At 70.8% G+C, this 16,060-nt stretch carries 14 protein-coding genes; 6 read left to right on the top strand and 8 right to left on the bottom strand.

Features of this window, described 5'->3' with window-relative positions:
- Positions 1-81 precede the first annotated feature (81 nt).
- Genes FXF51_RS10015 through FXF51_RS10035 form a run of 5 tightly spaced genes read right to left on the bottom strand, consistent with a single transcriptional unit; the run spans position 82 to position 6,114 of the window.
- Entirely contained in the window at positions 82-516 is a 435-nt protein-coding gene (locus tag FXF51_RS10015; RefSeq protein ID WP_148433995.1) for a GNAT family N-acetyltransferase, read from the bottom strand.
- A gap of 46 nt (positions 517-562) precedes the next feature.
- Positions 563-1,699: an acyl-CoA dehydrogenase family protein gene (locus FXF51_RS10020; protein WP_148433996.1), complete on the bottom strand. Its 1,137-nt coding sequence runs from the start codon at positions 1,697-1,699 to the stop codon at positions 563-565.
- Positions 1,700-1,702: 3 nt separating this feature from the next.
- Entirely contained in the window at positions 1,703-2,608 is a 906-nt protein-coding gene (locus tag FXF51_RS10025; RefSeq protein WP_148433997.1) for a hydroxymethylglutaryl-CoA lyase, read from the bottom strand.
- Positions 2,608-4,539 (bottom strand): acetyl/propionyl/methylcrotonyl-CoA carboxylase subunit alpha, encoded by a 1,932-nt coding sequence (locus FXF51_RS10030; protein WP_187414286.1) that lies wholly within the window; start codon positions 4,537-4,539, stop codon positions 2,608-2,610. Before FXF51_RS10030 ends, FXF51_RS10025 begins: the two co-directional genes overlap by 1 nt.
- 3 nt (positions 4,540-4,542) lie before the next feature.
- Positions 4,543-6,114, bottom strand: coding sequence for a carboxyl transferase domain-containing protein (locus FXF51_RS10035; protein ID WP_148433998.1), 1,572 nt, complete (start codon positions 6,112-6,114; stop codon positions 4,543-4,545).
- 48 nt (positions 6,115-6,162) lie between these two features.
- On the opposite strand from FXF51_RS10035, the gene FXF51_RS10040 reads away from it, so the two are divergent.
- From FXF51_RS10040 to FXF51_RS10060, 5 genes are all read left to right on the top strand, one after another.
- Positions 6,163-6,756 (top strand): TetR/AcrR family transcriptional regulator, encoded by a 594-nt coding sequence (locus tag FXF51_RS10040; RefSeq protein WP_148433999.1) that lies wholly within the window; start codon positions 6,163-6,165, stop codon positions 6,754-6,756.
- 82 nt (positions 6,757-6,838) lie between these two features.
- On the top strand, positions 6,839-7,402 hold the full coding sequence (locus FXF51_RS10045) for a PadR family transcriptional regulator (protein WP_148434000.1): 564 nt from the start codon (positions 6,839-6,841) through the stop codon (positions 7,400-7,402).
- Positions 7,403-8,383: an ATP-binding cassette domain-containing protein gene (locus FXF51_RS10050; RefSeq protein WP_148434001.1), complete on the top strand. Its 981-nt coding sequence runs from the start codon at positions 7,403-7,405 to the stop codon at positions 8,381-8,383.
- Complete coding sequence (locus FXF51_RS10055; RefSeq protein WP_262379389.1) at positions 8,356-9,243, top strand: ABC transporter permease; 888 nt, start codon at positions 8,356-8,358, stop codon at positions 9,241-9,243. The genes FXF51_RS10050 and FXF51_RS10055 overlap by 28 nt, the downstream gene beginning before the upstream one ends.
- Before the next feature lie 109 nt (positions 9,244-9,352).
- Entirely contained in the window at positions 9,353-9,850 is a 498-nt protein-coding gene (locus FXF51_RS10060; RefSeq protein WP_148434002.1) for a hypothetical protein, read from the top strand.
- 62 nt (positions 9,851-9,912) lie between these two features.
- Here the strand turns inward: FXF51_RS10060 and FXF51_RS10065 are convergent, their stop codons facing one another.
- Positions 9,913-11,247: a hypothetical protein gene (locus FXF51_RS10065; protein WP_148434003.1), complete on the bottom strand. Its 1,335-nt coding sequence runs from the start codon at positions 11,245-11,247 to the stop codon at positions 9,913-9,915.
- Positions 11,248-11,445: 198 nt separating this feature from the next.
- Here FXF51_RS10065 and FXF51_RS10070 point away from each other — a divergent pair, with 198 nt between their 5' ends.
- The gene (locus FXF51_RS10070) at positions 11,446-13,665 is read left to right on the top strand and encodes a thiamine pyrophosphate-dependent enzyme (RefSeq protein WP_148434004.1); all 2,220 of its coding nucleotides are present in this window, start codon (positions 11,446-11,448) and stop codon (positions 13,663-13,665) included.
- Here FXF51_RS10070 and FXF51_RS10075 read toward each other — a convergent pair.
- Together FXF51_RS10075 and FXF51_RS10080 are read right to left on the bottom strand one after the other, a co-directional pair.
- Positions 13,654-15,267, bottom strand: coding sequence for a serine/threonine-protein kinase (locus FXF51_RS10075; RefSeq protein WP_148434005.1), 1,614 nt, complete (start codon positions 15,265-15,267; stop codon positions 13,654-13,656). The two genes, FXF51_RS10070 and FXF51_RS10075, sit on opposite strands and share 12 nt — an antisense overlap.
- Before the next feature lie 46 nt (positions 15,268-15,313).
- Positions 15,314-16,012, bottom strand: coding sequence for a M50 family metallopeptidase (locus tag FXF51_RS10080; RefSeq protein ID WP_148434006.1), 699 nt, complete (start codon positions 16,010-16,012; stop codon positions 15,314-15,316).
- Positions 16,013-16,060: the final 48 nt, after the last annotated feature.

The raw sequence follows: 16,060 nt of genomic DNA on the forward strand, positions 1-16,060 counted from the left end.
CGCCCCTTCGCGCTCAGCGCAGAACCGCGAGCAGGCCCCCTTCGCGCTCAGCGCAGAATCACGAACAAAGCCGCCACGTGCTCAGCGCAGCACCTTACGGAAGAACGTGGCGGAAGCCTCGTACCCCAGCGCGTGATAGAACTCCGGCGCCCGCCGCGTCGCCATCGCCACGTACCCCGCCTCACGCGACCGGGCCCACCGCTCGAACTCCTCCAGCAGCGCCCGCCCGATCCCCTGCCGCCGCGACCCGGACCCGACCATGGCCTCCTCGACCCAGGCGACGGGCCCGTTCGCGAAGAGCGTCAGATGCACGAACCCGAGCAGGTACCCGTGGACCCGCCCGTTCACGACGGCGGTGAGCAGCAGGGCGTCGTCGTTGGCCAGCAGCGCGGGCAGCGCGGCGTCGAAGGCGTCGCGCTCGGGCCTGAAGGTCAGGCCGAACTCGCGGGCCAGCGCGAACACCTCGTCCGCGTCCGACTTCTCCGCCCTCCTGATGAGAAGATCGTCAGCCGTCATGACCAACGACCCTAGATCGTCGTGTGCGCATCACGCAAACACCTGTTCACAGGTCACCCAGCCCGAGTTGCCGGGCGATGAGCATCCGCTGCACCTCGCTGGTGCCCTCGCCGATCTCCAGGATCTTGGCGTCGCGGTAGAAACGGCCGACGGGGAACTCGTTCATGAACCCGTAGCCGCCGAAGATCTGCGTCGCGTCCCTGGAGTTGTCCATGGCCGCGTTCGACGAGACCAGCTTGGCGATCGCCGCTTCCTTCTTGAACGGCACCCCGGCCAGCATCTTCTCGGCCGCGTGGTAGTAGGCCAGGCGGGCGGTGTGGGCGCGGGCCTCCATGTCGGCGATCTTGAACTGGATGGCCTGGTAGTGGCCGATGGGGTGGCCGAACGCCTTGCGGTCCCTGACGTAGCGCAGGCACTCGTCCACGCAGCCCTGCGCGAGCCCCACGCCGATCGCGCCGATCGCGATCCGCCCCTCGTCGAGGGTCTGCAGGAACTGGGCGTAGCCGCGGCCGCGCTCGCCCAGCAGGTTCCCGGCCGGGACGCGGCAGTCGGTGAACGACAGCTCCCGGGTGTCGGAGGCGTTCCAGCCGACCTTGGAGTACTTCTTCGACACGGCGAACCCGGGCGTGCCGCTCGGCACCAGGATCGTGGAGATCTCCCGCTCGCCCGTGAGGGCGGCCACGCCGACGACGCCGGTGATGTCCGTGCCGGAGTTCGTGATGAACGCCTTGGTCCCGTTGAGCACCCATTCGTGGCCGTCGAGCACGGCCGTGGTGCGCATCCCGCCCGGCACGTCGGAGCCGCCGCCCGGCTCCGTGAGCCCGAACGCGCCCAGCCGCTCCCCCGCCGCCAGGCCGGGCAGCCAGTGCCTGCGCTGCTCCTCGGTGCCGAACCGGAAGATCGGCATCGCGCCCAGCGACACCGCCGCCTCCAGGGTGACCGCCACGCTGGAGTCGACCCTGGCCAGCTCCTCCAGGGCCAGGCAGAGGGCGAAGTAGTCGCCGCCCATCCCGCCGTACTCCTCGGGGAACGGCAGGCCGAACAGCCCCATGCCGCCCATCTGCCGCACGACGTCGTACGGGAACTCCTCCCGCTCGTAGAAGTCGCCGATCACCGGCGCGACCACGTCGCGGGCGAACGCCTCGACCGTCTTGCGCAGCTCTTCGTACTCGTCGTTGAGCATGTCTCAGCCTTTCGAAAGCGCCTGTACGACGCGGGACGGGCTGGGCCTGCCGAGCAGCTCCGCCAGCCAGGCGCTGGTGGACACGAGCTTGCCCAGGTCGAGGCCGGTCTCGATGCCGAGCCCGCGCAGCATCCAGACCAGGTCCTCGGTGGCCAGGTTGCCGGTGGCGGAGTCGGCGTACGGGCAGCCGCCGATGCCGCCCGTGGAGGCGTCGATGGTGGTGACGCCCGATCTCAGCGCTGCCAGGGTGTTGGACAGCGCCTGTCCGTAGGTGTCGTGGAAGTGCACGGCCAGCCGCTCCGGCGTACGGAAGGCCTCGATCAGCGCGGTGACGTGGCCGGGCGTGCCGACGCCGATCGTGTCGCCGAGCGACAGCTCGTAGCAGCCCAGCCCGAGCAGCCGCTCGCCGACCTGGACGACCTGCCCGATCGGCGTTGGCCCCTCCCAAGGGTCGCCGAAGCACATCGACACGTACGCGCGCACCTTGATCCCGTTGTCCAGCGCCCTGGCCACGACCGGCTCGAACATCTCGAACTGGCTCTCCAGGCTGCGGTTCAGGTTCTTGGCGGCGAACGTCTCGGTGGCGCTGGCGAAGATGGCGATCTCGTCCACGCCCAGGTCGAGGGCGCGATCGAGGCCGCGCAGGTTCGGCACGAGCACGGGGTAGCGCACGCCGGGCTTCCTGTGCAGCCTGGCGAGGAGCTGGTCGGCGTCCGCGAGCTGCGGCACCCACTTCGGGTGCACGAAGCTGGTCGCCTCGATCACCTTGTGCCCCGCGTCGGCGAGCCGTTCGATGAACGCGGCCTTCACCTCGACGGGGATGACCGCGGACTCGTTCTGCAGGCCGTCGCGCGGGCCGACCTCGTAGATCGTGACCTGGTGCGGAAGACCTTCCATGGGGTACGGCATCACGCCTCCTCGCTCGTTACGACGGCCAGGACGGCGTCCATGTCGACCGGCTGGCCGGCCCGCGCGGACAGCTCGGAGACGACGCCGTCGTGCGGGGCCGTGACCGTGTGCTCCATCTTCATGGCCTCCACGATGAGCAGCGGCTGGCCCTGGCTCACCCGTTCGCCCTGCTGCGTCTTGACCACCAGGACGGTGCCGGGCATGGGGCTCCTGACCACGCCGTCGGCCGCCGCCGCCGCTCCGGCGCGGTCTCCTGGGTCGCCGATGAGGTGGCGGGTGAACGTCCAGGACGCGCCGTCCCGTCCGAGCCAGAGGGTGTCGCCGTCGCGTGCGCAGAGGTAGCGGGCGGTGCGCCCGCCGAGCGTGACGGTCAGGTCGGCGCCCGGCCTGATGCGCGCGGGCACCGCCGCGCCGTCGATCAGGACGTCAGCGGACTCCTCCGGCAGGCCGCGGACCTGGATCGGGTGCACGCCGTCCCTGGACTCCAGCCGCCACGTCGTCCAGGCCCGCTCCCCGATCCGCCACCCGTCGGTGACCTGCCACGGGTCGTCGCCCTGCGGCATGGCGTGGAAGACCAGCGCCGCCGCGGCCAGGACCTCCGCGGGGGGCGCCGCGTCCATCACCAGGTCGGGCGAGGCGCGCTCGACCAGGCCGGTGTCCAGCTCGCCCGCCACGACGGACGGGTGGGCGGCCAGGGCGCGCAGGAACGGGATGTTGGTCACGACGCCGAGGACGGCCGTCTCCGCCAGCGCCCTGTCCAGCGTCGCGAACGCCGTCCGCCGGTCGGGCGCCCAGGCGATGACCTTCGACAGCATGGGGTCGAACTCGCTGCCGACGACGCCGCCCGCCACCAGCCCGGAGTCCACCCGCACGGCGTCACGGGCGGGTTCCCGCAGCGCCAGCACCCGGCCGCCCGTCGGCAGGAAGCCGCGCGCCGGGTCCTCCGCGTACACCCTGGCCTCCACGGCGTGCCCGTCGAGCCGCACGTCCTCCTGCCCGAACGGCAGCGCCTCGCCCGCCGCCACCCGCAGTTGCAGCTCCACCAGGTCCAGCCCCGTCACCAGCTCGGTGACCGGATGCTCGACCTGCAGCCGGGTGTTCATCTCCATGAAGTGGTAGGCCCCGCTGGCGCCGTCCACGATGAACTCGACCGTGCCCGCCCCCACGTACCCGACCGAGCGGGCGGCCTCCACCGCCGCCGCGCCCATGCGGGCCCGCGTGTCCACCGAGACGAACGGCGACGGCGCCTCCTCGATGATCTTCTGGTGCCTGCGCTGGAGGCTGCACTCGCGCTCGCCCAGGTGCACGACGTTGCCGTGGGTGTCGGCCAGGACCTGGATCTCGATGTGGCGGGGGTTCTCGACGTACCGCTCGATCAGCAGGGTGCCGTCGCCGAACGCGGCCCGCGCCGTGCGCCGCGCCGACTCCAGGGCTTCGGGCAGCCCGGCCGCCGACCGTACCAGCACCATGCCCTTGCCCCCGCCGCCCGCGGACGGCTTGATCAGGGCGGGGAAGTCGCGCCAGCCCTCCAGGCCCGGCTCGGCCGCGCCTGGCACGACGGGCACCCCGGCGGCGGACACGGTGGCCTTGGCGCGGATCTTGTCGCCCATCGCGTCGATGGCGCCGGCGGGCGGCCCGACGAACACCACGCCCGCCTCGGCGCAGAGCCGGGCGAACGCGGCGTTCTCGGCGAGGAAGCCGTAGCCGGGGTGCACGGCCCGCGCCCCCGCGGCCAGCGCCGCGCCGACCATGGCCTCGGCGTCCAGGTAACGCGGCACCTCAAGGGCGAGGTCGGCCTCGCGGACGTGCCTGGCGTCCGCGTCGGACGGCGTGTGCACGGCCACGGACGTGATGCCGAGCCTGCGCAGGGTGCGCGCGATCCGTACGGCGATCTCGCCCCTGTTGGCGATCAGAACACGGTCGAACAGCATGCGTCACATCCGGAAGACGCCGTAACCGGCGGGTTCGAGCGGCGCGTTGGCCGCCGCGGACAGCGCCAGGCCGAGGACCGTGCGGGTGTCGAGCGGGTCGATCACACCGTCGTCCCAGAGCCTGGCCGTGGAGTAGTAGGGGTTGCCCTGGTGCTCGTACTGGGCGCGGATCGCGTCGGGGTCGGCGTCGCCGACCGTGGTGAGGACGTTCGCGGCCTGCTCGCCGCCCATGACGGAGATGCGCGCGTTCGGCCACATCCACAGGAACCGGGGCGAGTACGCCCGCCCGGCCATCGCGTAGTTGCCCGCGCCGAACGAGCCGCCGATCACCACCGTGAACTTCGGCACGCGGGCGCACGACACCGCCGTCACCATCTTGGCGCCGTGCTTGGCGATGCCGCCCGCCTCGTACGCCTTGCCGACCATGAAGCCGCTGATGTTCTGCAGGAACAGCAGCGGGATGCGGCGCTGGTCGCACAGCTCGATGAAGTGCGCGCCCTTCATCGCCGACTCGCTGAACAGGATGCCGTTGTTGGCCAGGACGCCCACCGGGTGGCCGTGGACGTGGGCGAAGCCGGTGACGAGCGTCGAGCCGTACTCGGCCTTGAACTCCAGGAAGCGGGAGCCGTCGGCGATCCTGGCGATCACCTCGCGCACGTCGTACGGCTGCCTGGTGTCGGCGGGCACGAGGCCGTACAGGTCGCGCGGGTCGTGGCGGGGCGGCTCGGGCGCGATCGTCTCCCAGGGGCGTCCGGCGCGCGGGGCCAGCGTGGAGACGATGTCGCGGACGATGGCCAGGGCGTGCGCGTCGTCCTCGGCCAGGTGGTCGGTGACGCCGCTGACGCGGGCGTGCAGGTCGCCGCCGCCCAGCTCCTCGGCGCTGACCTCCTCGCCGGTGGCCGCCTTCACCAGGGGCGGGCCGCCCAGGAAGATCGTGCCCTGGCCGCGCACGATGACCGCCTCGTCGCTCATCGCGGGCACGTACGCGCCGCCCGCCGTGCACGAGCCGAGCACGGCGGCGATCTGCGGGATGCCGCGCGCGGACATCGTGGCCTGGTTGTAGAAGATGCGGCCGAAGTGCTCGCGGTCGGGGAACACCTCGTCCTGGCGGGGCAGGAACGCTCCACCCGAGTCGACGAGGTAGACGCAGGGCAGGCGATTGTGCAGCGCCACCTCCTGCGCGCGCAGGTGCTTCTTGACGGTGATCGGATAGTAGGTGCCGCCCTTGACGGTGGCGTCGTTGGCCACGATCACGCATTCGCGCCCCGAGACGCGGCCGACGCCGGTGATGATGCCGGCGGCGGGGGCCTGGTCGTCGTAGAGCCCGTTCGCGGCCAGCGGCGACAGCTCCAGGAAGCGGGAGCCGGGGTCGAGCAGGCCGTCGACGCGGTCACGCGGCAGCAGCTTGCCCCGCTCGACGTGCCGCTGCCGCGACCGCTCGGGGCCGCCGAGCGCGGCGGTCGCGAGGCGTTCCAGCAGCTCGGCGGACAGCCGCTCGTTGAGCTCGGCGTTGCTCTTGTACGCCTCGCTCCCGGGCTCCACAGCCGTCTTCAGCACCGGCCAGTCGCTCCTCATGACACCAGATGTTAGTCACCATTAACGTCATCGTCTAGCATGTGAGACGTGACCACCGCCTCTGACACCCCTACCCGCAGCCGGCGCAACAGGCGCGCGGAGATTCTGGAGGCGGCCGCCCGGCTGTTCGCGGCGCGCGGTTTCCACGGCGTCTCGATCGAGGACATCGGCGCCGCGGTCGGCGTCTCAGGGCCGGCCCTGTACCGCCACTTCGACGGCAAGGACGCGCTGCTGTCGGAGATGCTGCTCGACATCAGCTCCCGGCTGCGCGAGTCGGCCGTCGCCGTCGTGACCCGCTCGGCAGGCCCGGAGGAGACCCTCGACGCCCTGCTCGACGTGCAGATCACGTTCGCGACGGACCATCCGGCGCTGATCACCGTGCACGACAGGGAGCTGGGCAACGTGCCGGAGCCCGCCCGCCGGCAGATCAGGCGGCTGCAGCGGCTCTACGTCGAGGAGTGGGTGACGGTGCTGGCGGAGCTGCACCCCGCCTGCCCCGCGGCGCGGCTGCGCGCGGCCACGCACGCGGTGTTCGGCCTGCTGAACTCGACCCCGCACAGCGCGGGCGAGCTGCCCGCGCAGGACATGCGCCCGCTGCTGCACACGATGGCCCGCGCGGCCATCGCCGCCTGCGCTCGTTAAGGCTCATTAACTTCGTGTGACCGCCTTGTTGGCTCAACTATCTAGATATATCGTCACAATATCTCGATAGTTGGAGGCGATCATGCACGACCATCCCGACTACTGGGACGCCCCCCTGTCCCCGCCACCACCTCCCTTCCCCGGCCCCTTCCCTCCCGGCCCGCCACCCCCGCCCCACCACGTCGTCCACTGGGAGCAGGCCGCGCCCCGCATCCGCCGCGGCGACGTCAGAGCGGCCCTGCTGGCCCTCCTCCACGAAGGGCCGCAGAACGGCTACCAGATGATCCAGGACATCGAGGAACGCAGCCGCGGCGTGTGGCGGCCCAGCCCCGGCTCGGTCTATCCGGCGCTGCAGCAACTGGAGGACGAAGGACTCGTCACCGGGGACGAGGCGGGCGGGAGCCGTACGTACCGGCTGACCGAGCAGGGCCGCGCCCAGGCCGCCAGGCACGCGCGGGAGGCGCCCTGGGACGAGGTGGCCCGCACCGTCCCCGACGACCACCACGAGCTGCGCCTGCTGTGGGCCCAGCTCAACGAGGCCTTCGGCCACCTGGTCCGCACCGGCGGCGAACGGCAGCTCGCCGAGGCCAAGAAACTGATCAAGCAGACCCGCAAGTCCGTCTTCCAGATCCTCGCGGAGGACTAGATGCCCGCGGACGCGGCGGTGTCCGTACGCGGGTTGCGGAAGGCGTACGGGAAGGTCGAGGCCGTCAAGGGCGTCGACTTCGAGGTGCGTCCCGGCGAGGTCTTCGGGTTCCTCGGCCCGAACGGCGCCGGCAAGACCACCACCATCAGCATGCTCTGCACCCTGGTCAACCCCACGGGCGGCAGCGCCACGGTGGCCGGGCACGACGTGGTCAAGGCGCGCGACGAGGTGCGCAGGAACATCGGCCTCGTCTTCCAGGACCCCACCCTCGACGGCTACCTCAGCGCCGAGCAGAACCTGCGCTTCCACGCCGAGCTGTACGGCGTGCCCAAGGCCGCCGTCGGCGACCGGATCCGCAAGGTCATGGAGATGGTCGCGCTCTGGGACCGCAAGGACGCCAAGGTGAACACGTTCTCCGGCGGCATGAAACGGCGGCTGGAGATCGCGCGCGGCCTGCTGCACTCGCCGCGCGTGCTCTTCCTGGACGAGCCCACCGTCGGCCTCGACCCGCAGACCCGCTCGGCCATCTGGGGCTACATCAACCAGCTCCGCCTGGTCGAGGACATCACCATCTTCATGACCACGCACTACATGGACGAGGCCGAGTACTGCGACCGGATCGCCATCGTCGACCACGGCGAGCTCGTCGTCATCGACTCGCCGGAGGCGCTCAAGGCCAGCGTCGGCAAGGACCGCGTACAGATCCAGACCGCCGACGACACCGCCGCCATCAAGGCCCTGCGGGAGCGGTTCGGGCTGGAGGCGGCCGTGCACGAGGGCGCGGTCACGTTCGCCGTGGCCTCCGGCGAGGAGTTCGTGCCCCGCCTGTTCGCCGAGCTCGGCATGCCGATCACCTCCGTCAGCGTCTCGCGGCCGTCCCTCGACGACGTGTTCATGTCCTACACCGGCTCCACGATCCGCGACGCCGAGGCGGGCGCCGACAACATGACGACGTGGATGAGAGCGATGGCGAGGCGATAGCCGTGGCGACAGAGGCCATCAGCGTCCGGGTCCCGGCCCGCAGCGCCGGGCACGACCTCCGGGCCGTCAAGATCGTGCTGCACCGCGAGATGCTGCGGTTCGTCAACGACCGCACCCGCATGCTGTCCATGCTCGTCCAGCCCGTGCTGTGGCTGTTCGTCATGGGGACGGGGCTGGGGTCGCTGGTACGGGGCTCGATCCCCGGCGTCGACTACCGGACCTTCATGTACCCGGGCATGATCTCCATGACCGTGATCATGACGGCCATGTTCTCGGCCGGGTCCATCGTGTGGGACCGCGAGTTCGGCTTCCTGCGCGAGATGCTCGTCGCCCCCGTCTCCCGCAGCGCCATCGTGGTCGGCAAGTGCCTCGGCGGCGCCGTCGTGGCCGTCGGGCAGGGCGTCGTCATCGTGGCCATGGCGGGGCTGGTGGGGGTGCCGTACGCGCCCGGGCTGATCGTCACGCTGCTGCTGGAGATGTTCCTGGCGGCGTTCACCATCACCGCCTTCGGGGTGACGCTGGCCGCCCGGATGAAGAACATGCAGACGTTCTTCGGGCTCATGCAGATGGCGATCATGCCGATGATGTTCCTGTCGGGGGCGATGTTCCCGCTCGCCAACCTGCCTTCGTGGCTGCACGTGCTCACGGTGGTCAATCCGATGACGTACGCGGTGGATCCGATGCGGCAGGCCGTCTTCGCCTACCTCGATGTGCCGGCGGTGGCCGAGGCGGTGCTCAATCCGGGGGTGCGGTGGTTCGGGGACTTCCAGGTGCCGGTGGCGCTTGAGCTGGGGATCGTGGCGGGGCTGGGGGCGGTTTTGCTGGGGGTGGCCGTGCTGCAGTTCAGGAAGGCCGAGTAGGTCTAGGTTCTGTTTACGTATCCGCCTGCGGTCGATCTTGTACGGAGGGTAGCTTTCCGGATGTGCCGCGCGGCTCGTCCCCTTCTCCCTCCGAGCATAGGAGCATCCGATGTTGGATCTCAAAGAGAAGTACCTTGACCTGGAAGCCAGGGTTGAGGCGTTGGAAGGAGCTACTGTGAGTGGCGTGCCCAAGCTGAGCATCGCCGCCCGCTTCGATGCGCAGTACACGCGCATCAGCGAGGTCGGGAAGAACATCAACGCCAAGATCGAGCACGAGTGCAGTGCCATCAGGGCCGAGATGAGGGAAGGCTTCGCCGCCGTCACCGAACGCTTCAGCATGGTCGACGAACGCTTCAGCACCGTCGACGAACGCTTCAACACCGTCGACGAACGCTTCAACACCGTCGACGAACGCTTCAACACCGTCGACGAACGCCTCAGCACCGTCGACGAACGCCTCAGCACCGTCGACGAACGCCTCATGGGCATCGACGAACGCCTCATGGGCATCGACGAACGCCTCAACGCACACGACCAGCGCTTCGACCGGCTCGAGACCCTCCTCGTCGGCATCGACGCCAAGCTGAGCGACGCCCGGCAGCACTGATCCACACAGAACCGAGGCCCGGGGAGGGTGCCCCCCGGGCCTCGGTTCCGTCACTCGGACGATCAGCGCTTCACCCGCACGTAGTCCGTACGACTGTGATCACCATAGGTGTCCGCATCCCCGCGGAACACGAACTTCCAGTGCCCCGACTTCCAGGCCCTGGCCTTGGTGTAGAGCCGCCCGCTGTCCCCGGACGAGGTCGTCTTCACGAACTGCCACTTCTTGGACCCCAGCGGCTTGAAGAACAGCGCCACCTTGCCCGAGTACCCCTCCCACGAGCCTTCGTCGTCGATCTGCAGCAGCCCCTTGAACTTCAGGTACCTGCCGCGCTTGACCGGCTCAGGGTAGGCGTTGAACTTGATCAGCCGCGTGTCCGCCTTCTCCGCCGGAGGCGGGGCGGGCTGGTCGACCTTCACCCAGTCGGCCCGGCTGACGGTGCCGTTGACGCCGCGCGTGCCGCGGTACTCGGCGCGCCACCAGCCGGAGGTGACGGCCGCGGCGGAGGCGCTGAAGCGGCCGTGGCGGCCGGTGATGTCGCTGGTGACGTACTCCCAGCGGTCCGAGCCGTCCGCCTTGAAGAAGATCGACACGCGCTGGCCGGCGAGGCCGCCGCGGTCCTCGACGCGCAGGGCGCCGGAGAAGGAGAGCGTGTCGCCCTTGTCGACCGGCTCAGGGGCGGCGTCGAAGCCGGCGATGCGGCTGGCGAGGTTGGCGCGCTTGACGTCCACCCTGTCGGCGTCGCTGACGGAGGCCCTGGCGGTGGCGGTGGCCGCGAACTCGGCGCGCCACCAGCCGGTGGCGTTGGCCTGGACGCGGGCGCCGAACCAGCCGCCGCGACCGGTGGTCACCTTGGCGACCTGGCCGTAGTCGTCCGAGCCGCGCTCGCGGAAGGTGATGGAGACGCTCTGGCCGTCGTAGCCCTTGCCGTCGGCGAGGAGGCGGCCGTTGACCCGGATGGTGTCGCCCTTGTCGACGAGGTCCGGGCTGGCGTCGAAGTCACCGAACTTGGTGGTGAGTGCCCTGACGACCTCGAACGAGCCGGACTGGGTGACCTCCCCGCCGTCGCCCGAGGCGGTGGCGGCGTAGTTCCACTTGCCGACGGCGCCCGGGCCGAAGGACTTGCTGCCCGTCCACTTCAGGCCGCCGGTGACCTGCGTGGACGTGACGTTGACGGTGTCACCGTTGAGCTTGAGGCCGGCCTTGGTCGCGTTCGTGGTGGTGAAGGTGAACGTGACGCTGACATCGCTGTCGAAGACGACGACGGGCGCGGCCGGGCTGAGCTCGACCTTGGTGATGGTGGGGGTGGGGGCCGCCGACGCTGCGGGCGTGCCCAGGGCGATCGCCCCGGAGATGCCGAGCACGAAGGCGAGGGCGGCGACACGGATGCGTTGTAACATGCGGGTTCCTTTCTGGAGACCCCAGTGGTTCAACGCGGCATTGAGGGTGCCACGTGTGCACTACAAGTAGACGTGCATGCCGCCGGTGAAGTTGTGATTTCTGACAAACAGTTATCGATCAGGGTCAAGAGGACCGGTCCACAACATGTCGCCGGCGTCCGGCAGACGTCGGGGCCGATCAAAGACATAATCGATGCTGTGGCGCGCGACACAGTTGAGACTCATTTCACCGAGACGGTTTCGACGATCGAGGCGGGCCCCGCGCGAGATCCGGGGTCCCCGGTCCGCGAGGGCACGTCCCTGACCGGGGAGCAGTGCCGTTCGCTCTTCTGGCGCCAGCTCGACAGCAGGCTGCTGGACATCGCGGCCCGCTGGCTGCGCGAGCGCGACGAGGGCTACTACACGATCGGCTCCGCCGGTCACGAGGGAAACGCGGCCGTCGCCGCCGCCCTGCGGCCCACCGACCCGGCGCTGCTGCACTACCGTTCGGGTGCGTTCTACCTGACCAGGTCCGAGCAGGCGGGCCGGGTGCCGGAGCAGGGCATCCGCGATGTGCTGAAGGGCCTGAGCGCCGCCGCCGACGAGCCCATCGCGGGCGGCAGGCACAAGGTGTTCGGCCACCCCGACCTGGCCGTCATCCCGCAGACCTCCACGATCGCCAGCCACCTGCCGAGGGCCGTCGGCGTGGCGTTCGCCATCGAGCGGGCCCGTGCGCTGGGCGTGTCCGGCGCGTGGCCGGCCGACGCGGTGGCGGTGTGCAGCTTCGGCGACGCCTCGATCAACCACGCCAGCGCCCTGTCCGGGCTCAACACCGCCGCCTACGCCACCTTCCAGGGGCAGCCGCTGCCGCTGCTGTTCGTGTGCGAGGACAACGGCATCGGCATCAGCGTGCGCACCCCCAGGGGCTGGGTGGAGGCGGCCGCGCGGCGGCCCGGCATCGAGTACATCGCCGCCGACGGCTGCGACCTGGCCGCCGCGTACGACGCCGCGGCCGAGGCGGTCCGGCACGTACGGGAGCGGCGTTCGCCGGTCTTCCTGCACCTGTCGACGGTGCGGCTGATGGGGCACGCCGGGTCCGACGTCGAGTCGGCGTACCGCACGCAGCGCGAGATCAGGGCCGACCTGGAGCGCGACCCGCTGGTGCGGACCGCCGCCCTGCTGGTGGAGGCCGGGCTGATCACGCCCGGCGAGCTGCTCAAGAGGTACGAGTCGGCGCGCGAGCACGTCCTGAAGATCGCCGAGGAGGCGGCGCGCAGCCCGCGGCTGAGCTCCGCCAAGGAGATCATGGAGCCGATCGCGCCCCGCAAGCCGGACCTGATCGCCAAGATCAGCCCGATGGCGGCCACGGCGGCGGTCAGGGAGAAGGCGTTCGCCGGGGCGCTGCCCGAGGACGACAAGCCGATGACGCTGTCGCAGGCCATCAACCGCACGCTCGCCGACGCGCTGGCCGTCTATCCGGAGATGACGGTGTTCGGCGAGGACGTCGCCAAGAAGGGCGGCGTGTACGGCGTGACACGCGGGCTGCAGAAGCGGTTCGGGGCGGGGCGGGTGTTCGACACGCTGCTCGACGAGCAGGCCGTCCTCGGGCTGGCGCTCGGGGCGGGCGTGTCGAAGCTGCTGCCGGTGCCCGAGATCCAGTACCTGGCGTACCTGCACAACGCGCTCGACCAGATCCGCGGGGAGGCGGCCACGCTGTCGTTCTTCTCGCGCGGCGCCTACACCAACCCAATGGTGGTGCGGGTGGCCGGCTACGCCTACCAGAAGGGGTTCGGCGGGCACTTCCACAACGACAACGCGGTGGCCGCGCTGCGTGACATCCCCGGGCTGGTCATCGCCTCGCCCGCGCGTCCCGACGACGCCTCCTCGATGCTGCGCACCTGCCTGGCGGCGGCGCGAACCTCGGGGTCCGTCTGCGTGTTCCTGGAGCCGATCGCGCTCTACCACACGCGCGACCTGTTCGACGCGGGCGACGGAGGGTGGCTGGCGCCGTACGCGCCGCCCGCCCGCTGGGCGGAGACGCACGTGCCGATCGGACGGGCGCGCTCCTACGGCGACGGGCGCGACCTGACGATCGTGACGTTCGGCAACGGGGTGCGGATGAGCCTGCGGGCCGCGGTGCGGCTCACCCAGGAGGGGTACGGGTGCCGCGTCCTCGACCTGCGCTGGCTGGCGCCCCTGCCGATCGACGACCTGCTGCGCTCGGCCGAGCTGACCGGGAACGTGCTCATCGCCGACGAGACCCGGCACAGCGGCGCCGTCTCCGAGGGGGTTGTGGCCGAGCTGCTCGACGCCGGGTTCACCGGGAAGATCGGGCGGGTCACCTCGTCCGACAGCTTCATCCCTCTCGGCAGGGCGGCCGACCACGTGCTGCTGTCGGAGGAGGAGATCGAGCAGGCGGCGCGCAAGCTACTGGGTTGACCTGGCCACGGCGCCCCTGATGCAGGCCGGCTTCGACCAGGCGACCGTGGAGCTCTCCGAGATGCGCAGCGGGACGCCTACCAGGAAGCAGTAGCCGGTGTCCGGGTCCAGGCCGGTGACGCGGGTCGAGGTGGCGCCCTGGGACAGGGGGGTGATGGCCTGTTCGCCCTTCTTGACCGGGGAGTGCTGGACGACCACGGGGTAGTCGCGGGCGCCCGCCGGGAGTGACCAGCGGAGTTCCACCAGGGCGCCCTGGTCGGCGGTCACCTTGACCTGGCGGGGGGCCAGGGCGGCCACCTGCTCCTTGCCGATGGGCTGCTGAGCGGTGGGCGTGGTGGTGGGCGTCGTCCGGGGCGAGGTGGGGGGACGCATCGAGAGGTGGACGGCCGCGGCCGTGCCCGCGATCACCACGGCGGCGGTGGCGCCGCCGATCAGGATGAGCTTGCCGGTGCGGGAAGGGCCGGGGGCCGGGGGGATGGTGGGGGCGGGCGGGGCGGGCACGTGGGTGCCGGGCTGGGCGCCGGGCTGGGCGCCGGGAAGGTGCCGGCCTGGCGCAGGCGGCTGCTGGGCTGGCGCGGAGAGGTGCTGGCCTGGTGTGGGGAGGTGCTGGCCTGGTGTGGGGAGGTGCTGGCCTGGTGTGGGGAGGTGCTGGCCTGGTGTGGGGAGGTGCTGGCCGCCTGCCGGCGGTAGGTGGTGGCCGGTGCTCGGGAACGGGGTGTGCGCGGACGGGACCGGCGGTGGGGCGGCGTCCTGGCCGACCAGGTCCGTGACCGGCAGGCCGAGCCGCGCCTGCAAGCCCTGGAGGTGCCGGGCGAGCTCGCGCGCCGACCCGTACCGCGTCTGCGGCTGCTTGGACATCGCCCGCACGATCGTCTCGAACACCACCCCCGGCACGTCGGGCCGGTTGATCGGCGGCGGCTCCAGGCTGAGCACCCGGTACATCAGCGGCGCGATCGACGGGTCGGACGGGTTGTGGAAGGCGGGCTGCCCGGCCAGCAGGTGGTAGAGGGTCGAGCCGAGCGAGTAGATGTCGGTCGAGGCCGAGTGGGGCTGCCCGGTGAGCACCTCGGGGGCGGCGTGCAGCGGGGTGAACGCCTGGGAGGTGGCCGAGATCTCGGCGGAGTCGACGACCCGGGCCACGCCGAAGTCGGCGATCGCGGGCTCGCCGTACCGGGAGATGAGGATGTTCTGCGGTTTGATGTCGCCGTGCAGGACGCCGGCGTCGTGGACGGCGGCGAGCGCGCCCGCGAGCTTGACGCCCGCCCGCAGCAGGTCGGGCAGCGGGAGCGGCCCCTCCTTGCGGATCTTGTCACGCAGGGAGCCGTTCTCGAAGAAGTCCATCGCGATGTACGGCTTGCCGGAGCGGGTCACGCCGGTGTCGAAGACGGTCACGACGTTGGGGTGGCCGGTGAGGCGGCCGGTGAGCTGGAGTTCGCGCTGGAACCTGCGCATCGTGCGCTGGTCCACCCGGTCCACTGACAGGACCTTGAGCGCCACGACCCGGTCGAGGCGTTCCTGGTAGGCGCGGTACACGACGGCGAACCCACCCTGGCCCGCCTGATCGAGTACCCGGTAGCCGGGCGCGTCCTCGACTGGCAGCACTCCACTCTCCCCCTGTTGCTGAGGAGTTTAGTGCGAAATATCGGGACTAGAGCGGGTTCATGAGGTACGCGCCGAACACCACGGACGTCAGCGACACGAGCAGGAAGAAGAACACGTAGAACCCGCCGGGCAGGAACGTCAGCCGGGCGAGCTGGTCGGCGTCGGAGTCCCTGGCCTGCCTGCGACGCCGCTTGTACTGCAGCTCGAAGATCGGCCGGATCCCGCCGAACAGCAGGAACCACACCGCGACCAGGGCCACGATCTGCTGGATGTCGGCCGGCGCGTACATGATGAGGGCGAACACGGCGCCGCCCGTGACCAGGAGGATCAGCGCGCCGTACAGGTTGCGGATCAGCAGCAGCATGCAGACCAGGAGCAGCAGCACACCCCAGATCAGTAACGTGATGCGGCCCTGCTCGGTCAGCCAGGCGGCGCCGAGCCCGAGCAGCGGGGGTGCCAGGTAGCCGGCGAGCGCGGTCAGGACCATGCCGGGCCCGGTGGGCCTGCCCCTGGTCAGGGTCACGCCGGAGGTGTCGGAGTGCAGGCGGATGCCTTCGAGCTTGCGGCGCGTGAGCAGCGCCATCAGCGCGTGGCCGCCTTCGTGGGCGATCGTGATCAGCCCTCTGGACACCTGCCAGGGCATCCGGAAGCCGACGATCACCAGCGCGACGAGAGCCGAGACCACCACGACCCAGGGGTCGGGGTCAGGCTGAACCTTGATCAGGTGGGCCCAGAACGTGTCCATCGAGGAGAAACCCTAACCGGTCGGCATCCTGTCTGGGACGGGTTGCGC

It is taken from the genome of Nonomuraea sp. PA05 (genome assembly GCF_008086045.1).
Classification (GTDB): Bacteria; Actinomycetota; Actinomycetes; order Streptosporangiales; family Streptosporangiaceae; genus Nonomuraea; species Nonomuraea monospora.

Bases quoted from the DNA above. Each gene is read 5' to 3' on its own strand.
- FXF51_RS10060 (WP_148434002.1), top strand. From the start codon at position 9,353: ATGTTGGATCTCAAAGAGAAGTACCTTGACCTGGAAGCCAGGGTTGAG.
- FXF51_RS10050 (WP_148434001.1), top strand. From the start codon at position 7,403: ATGCCCGCGGACGCGGCGGTGTCCGTACGCGGGTTGCGGAAGGCGTAC.
- FXF51_RS10080 (WP_148434006.1), bottom strand. From the start codon at position 16,012: ATGGACACGTTCTGGGCCCACCTGATCAAGGTTCAGCCTGACCCCGAC.
- FXF51_RS10045 (WP_148434000.1), top strand. From the start codon at position 6,839: ATGCACGACCATCCCGACTACTGGGACGCCCCCCTGTCCCCGCCACCA.
- FXF51_RS10025 (WP_148433997.1), bottom strand. From the start codon at position 2,608: ATGCCGTACCCCATGGAAGGTCTTCCGCACCAGGTCACGATCTACGAG.
- FXF51_RS10035 (WP_148433998.1), bottom strand. From the start codon at position 6,114: ATGAGGAGCGACTGGCCGGTGCTGAAGACGGCTGTGGAGCCCGGGAGC.
- FXF51_RS10065 (WP_148434003.1), bottom strand. From the start codon at position 11,247: ATGTTACAACGCATCCGTGTCGCCGCCCTCGCCTTCGTGCTCGGCATC.
- FXF51_RS10020 (WP_148433996.1), bottom strand. From the start codon at position 1,699: ATGCTCAACGACGAGTACGAAGAGCTGCGCAAGACGGTCGAGGCGTTC.
- FXF51_RS10030 (WP_187414286.1), bottom strand. From the start codon at position 4,539: ATGCTGTTCGACCGTGTTCTGATCGCCAACAGGGGCGAGATCGCCGTA.
- FXF51_RS10015 (WP_148433995.1), bottom strand. From the start codon at position 516: ATGACGGCTGACGATCTTCTCATCAGGAGGGCGGAGAAGTCGGACGCG.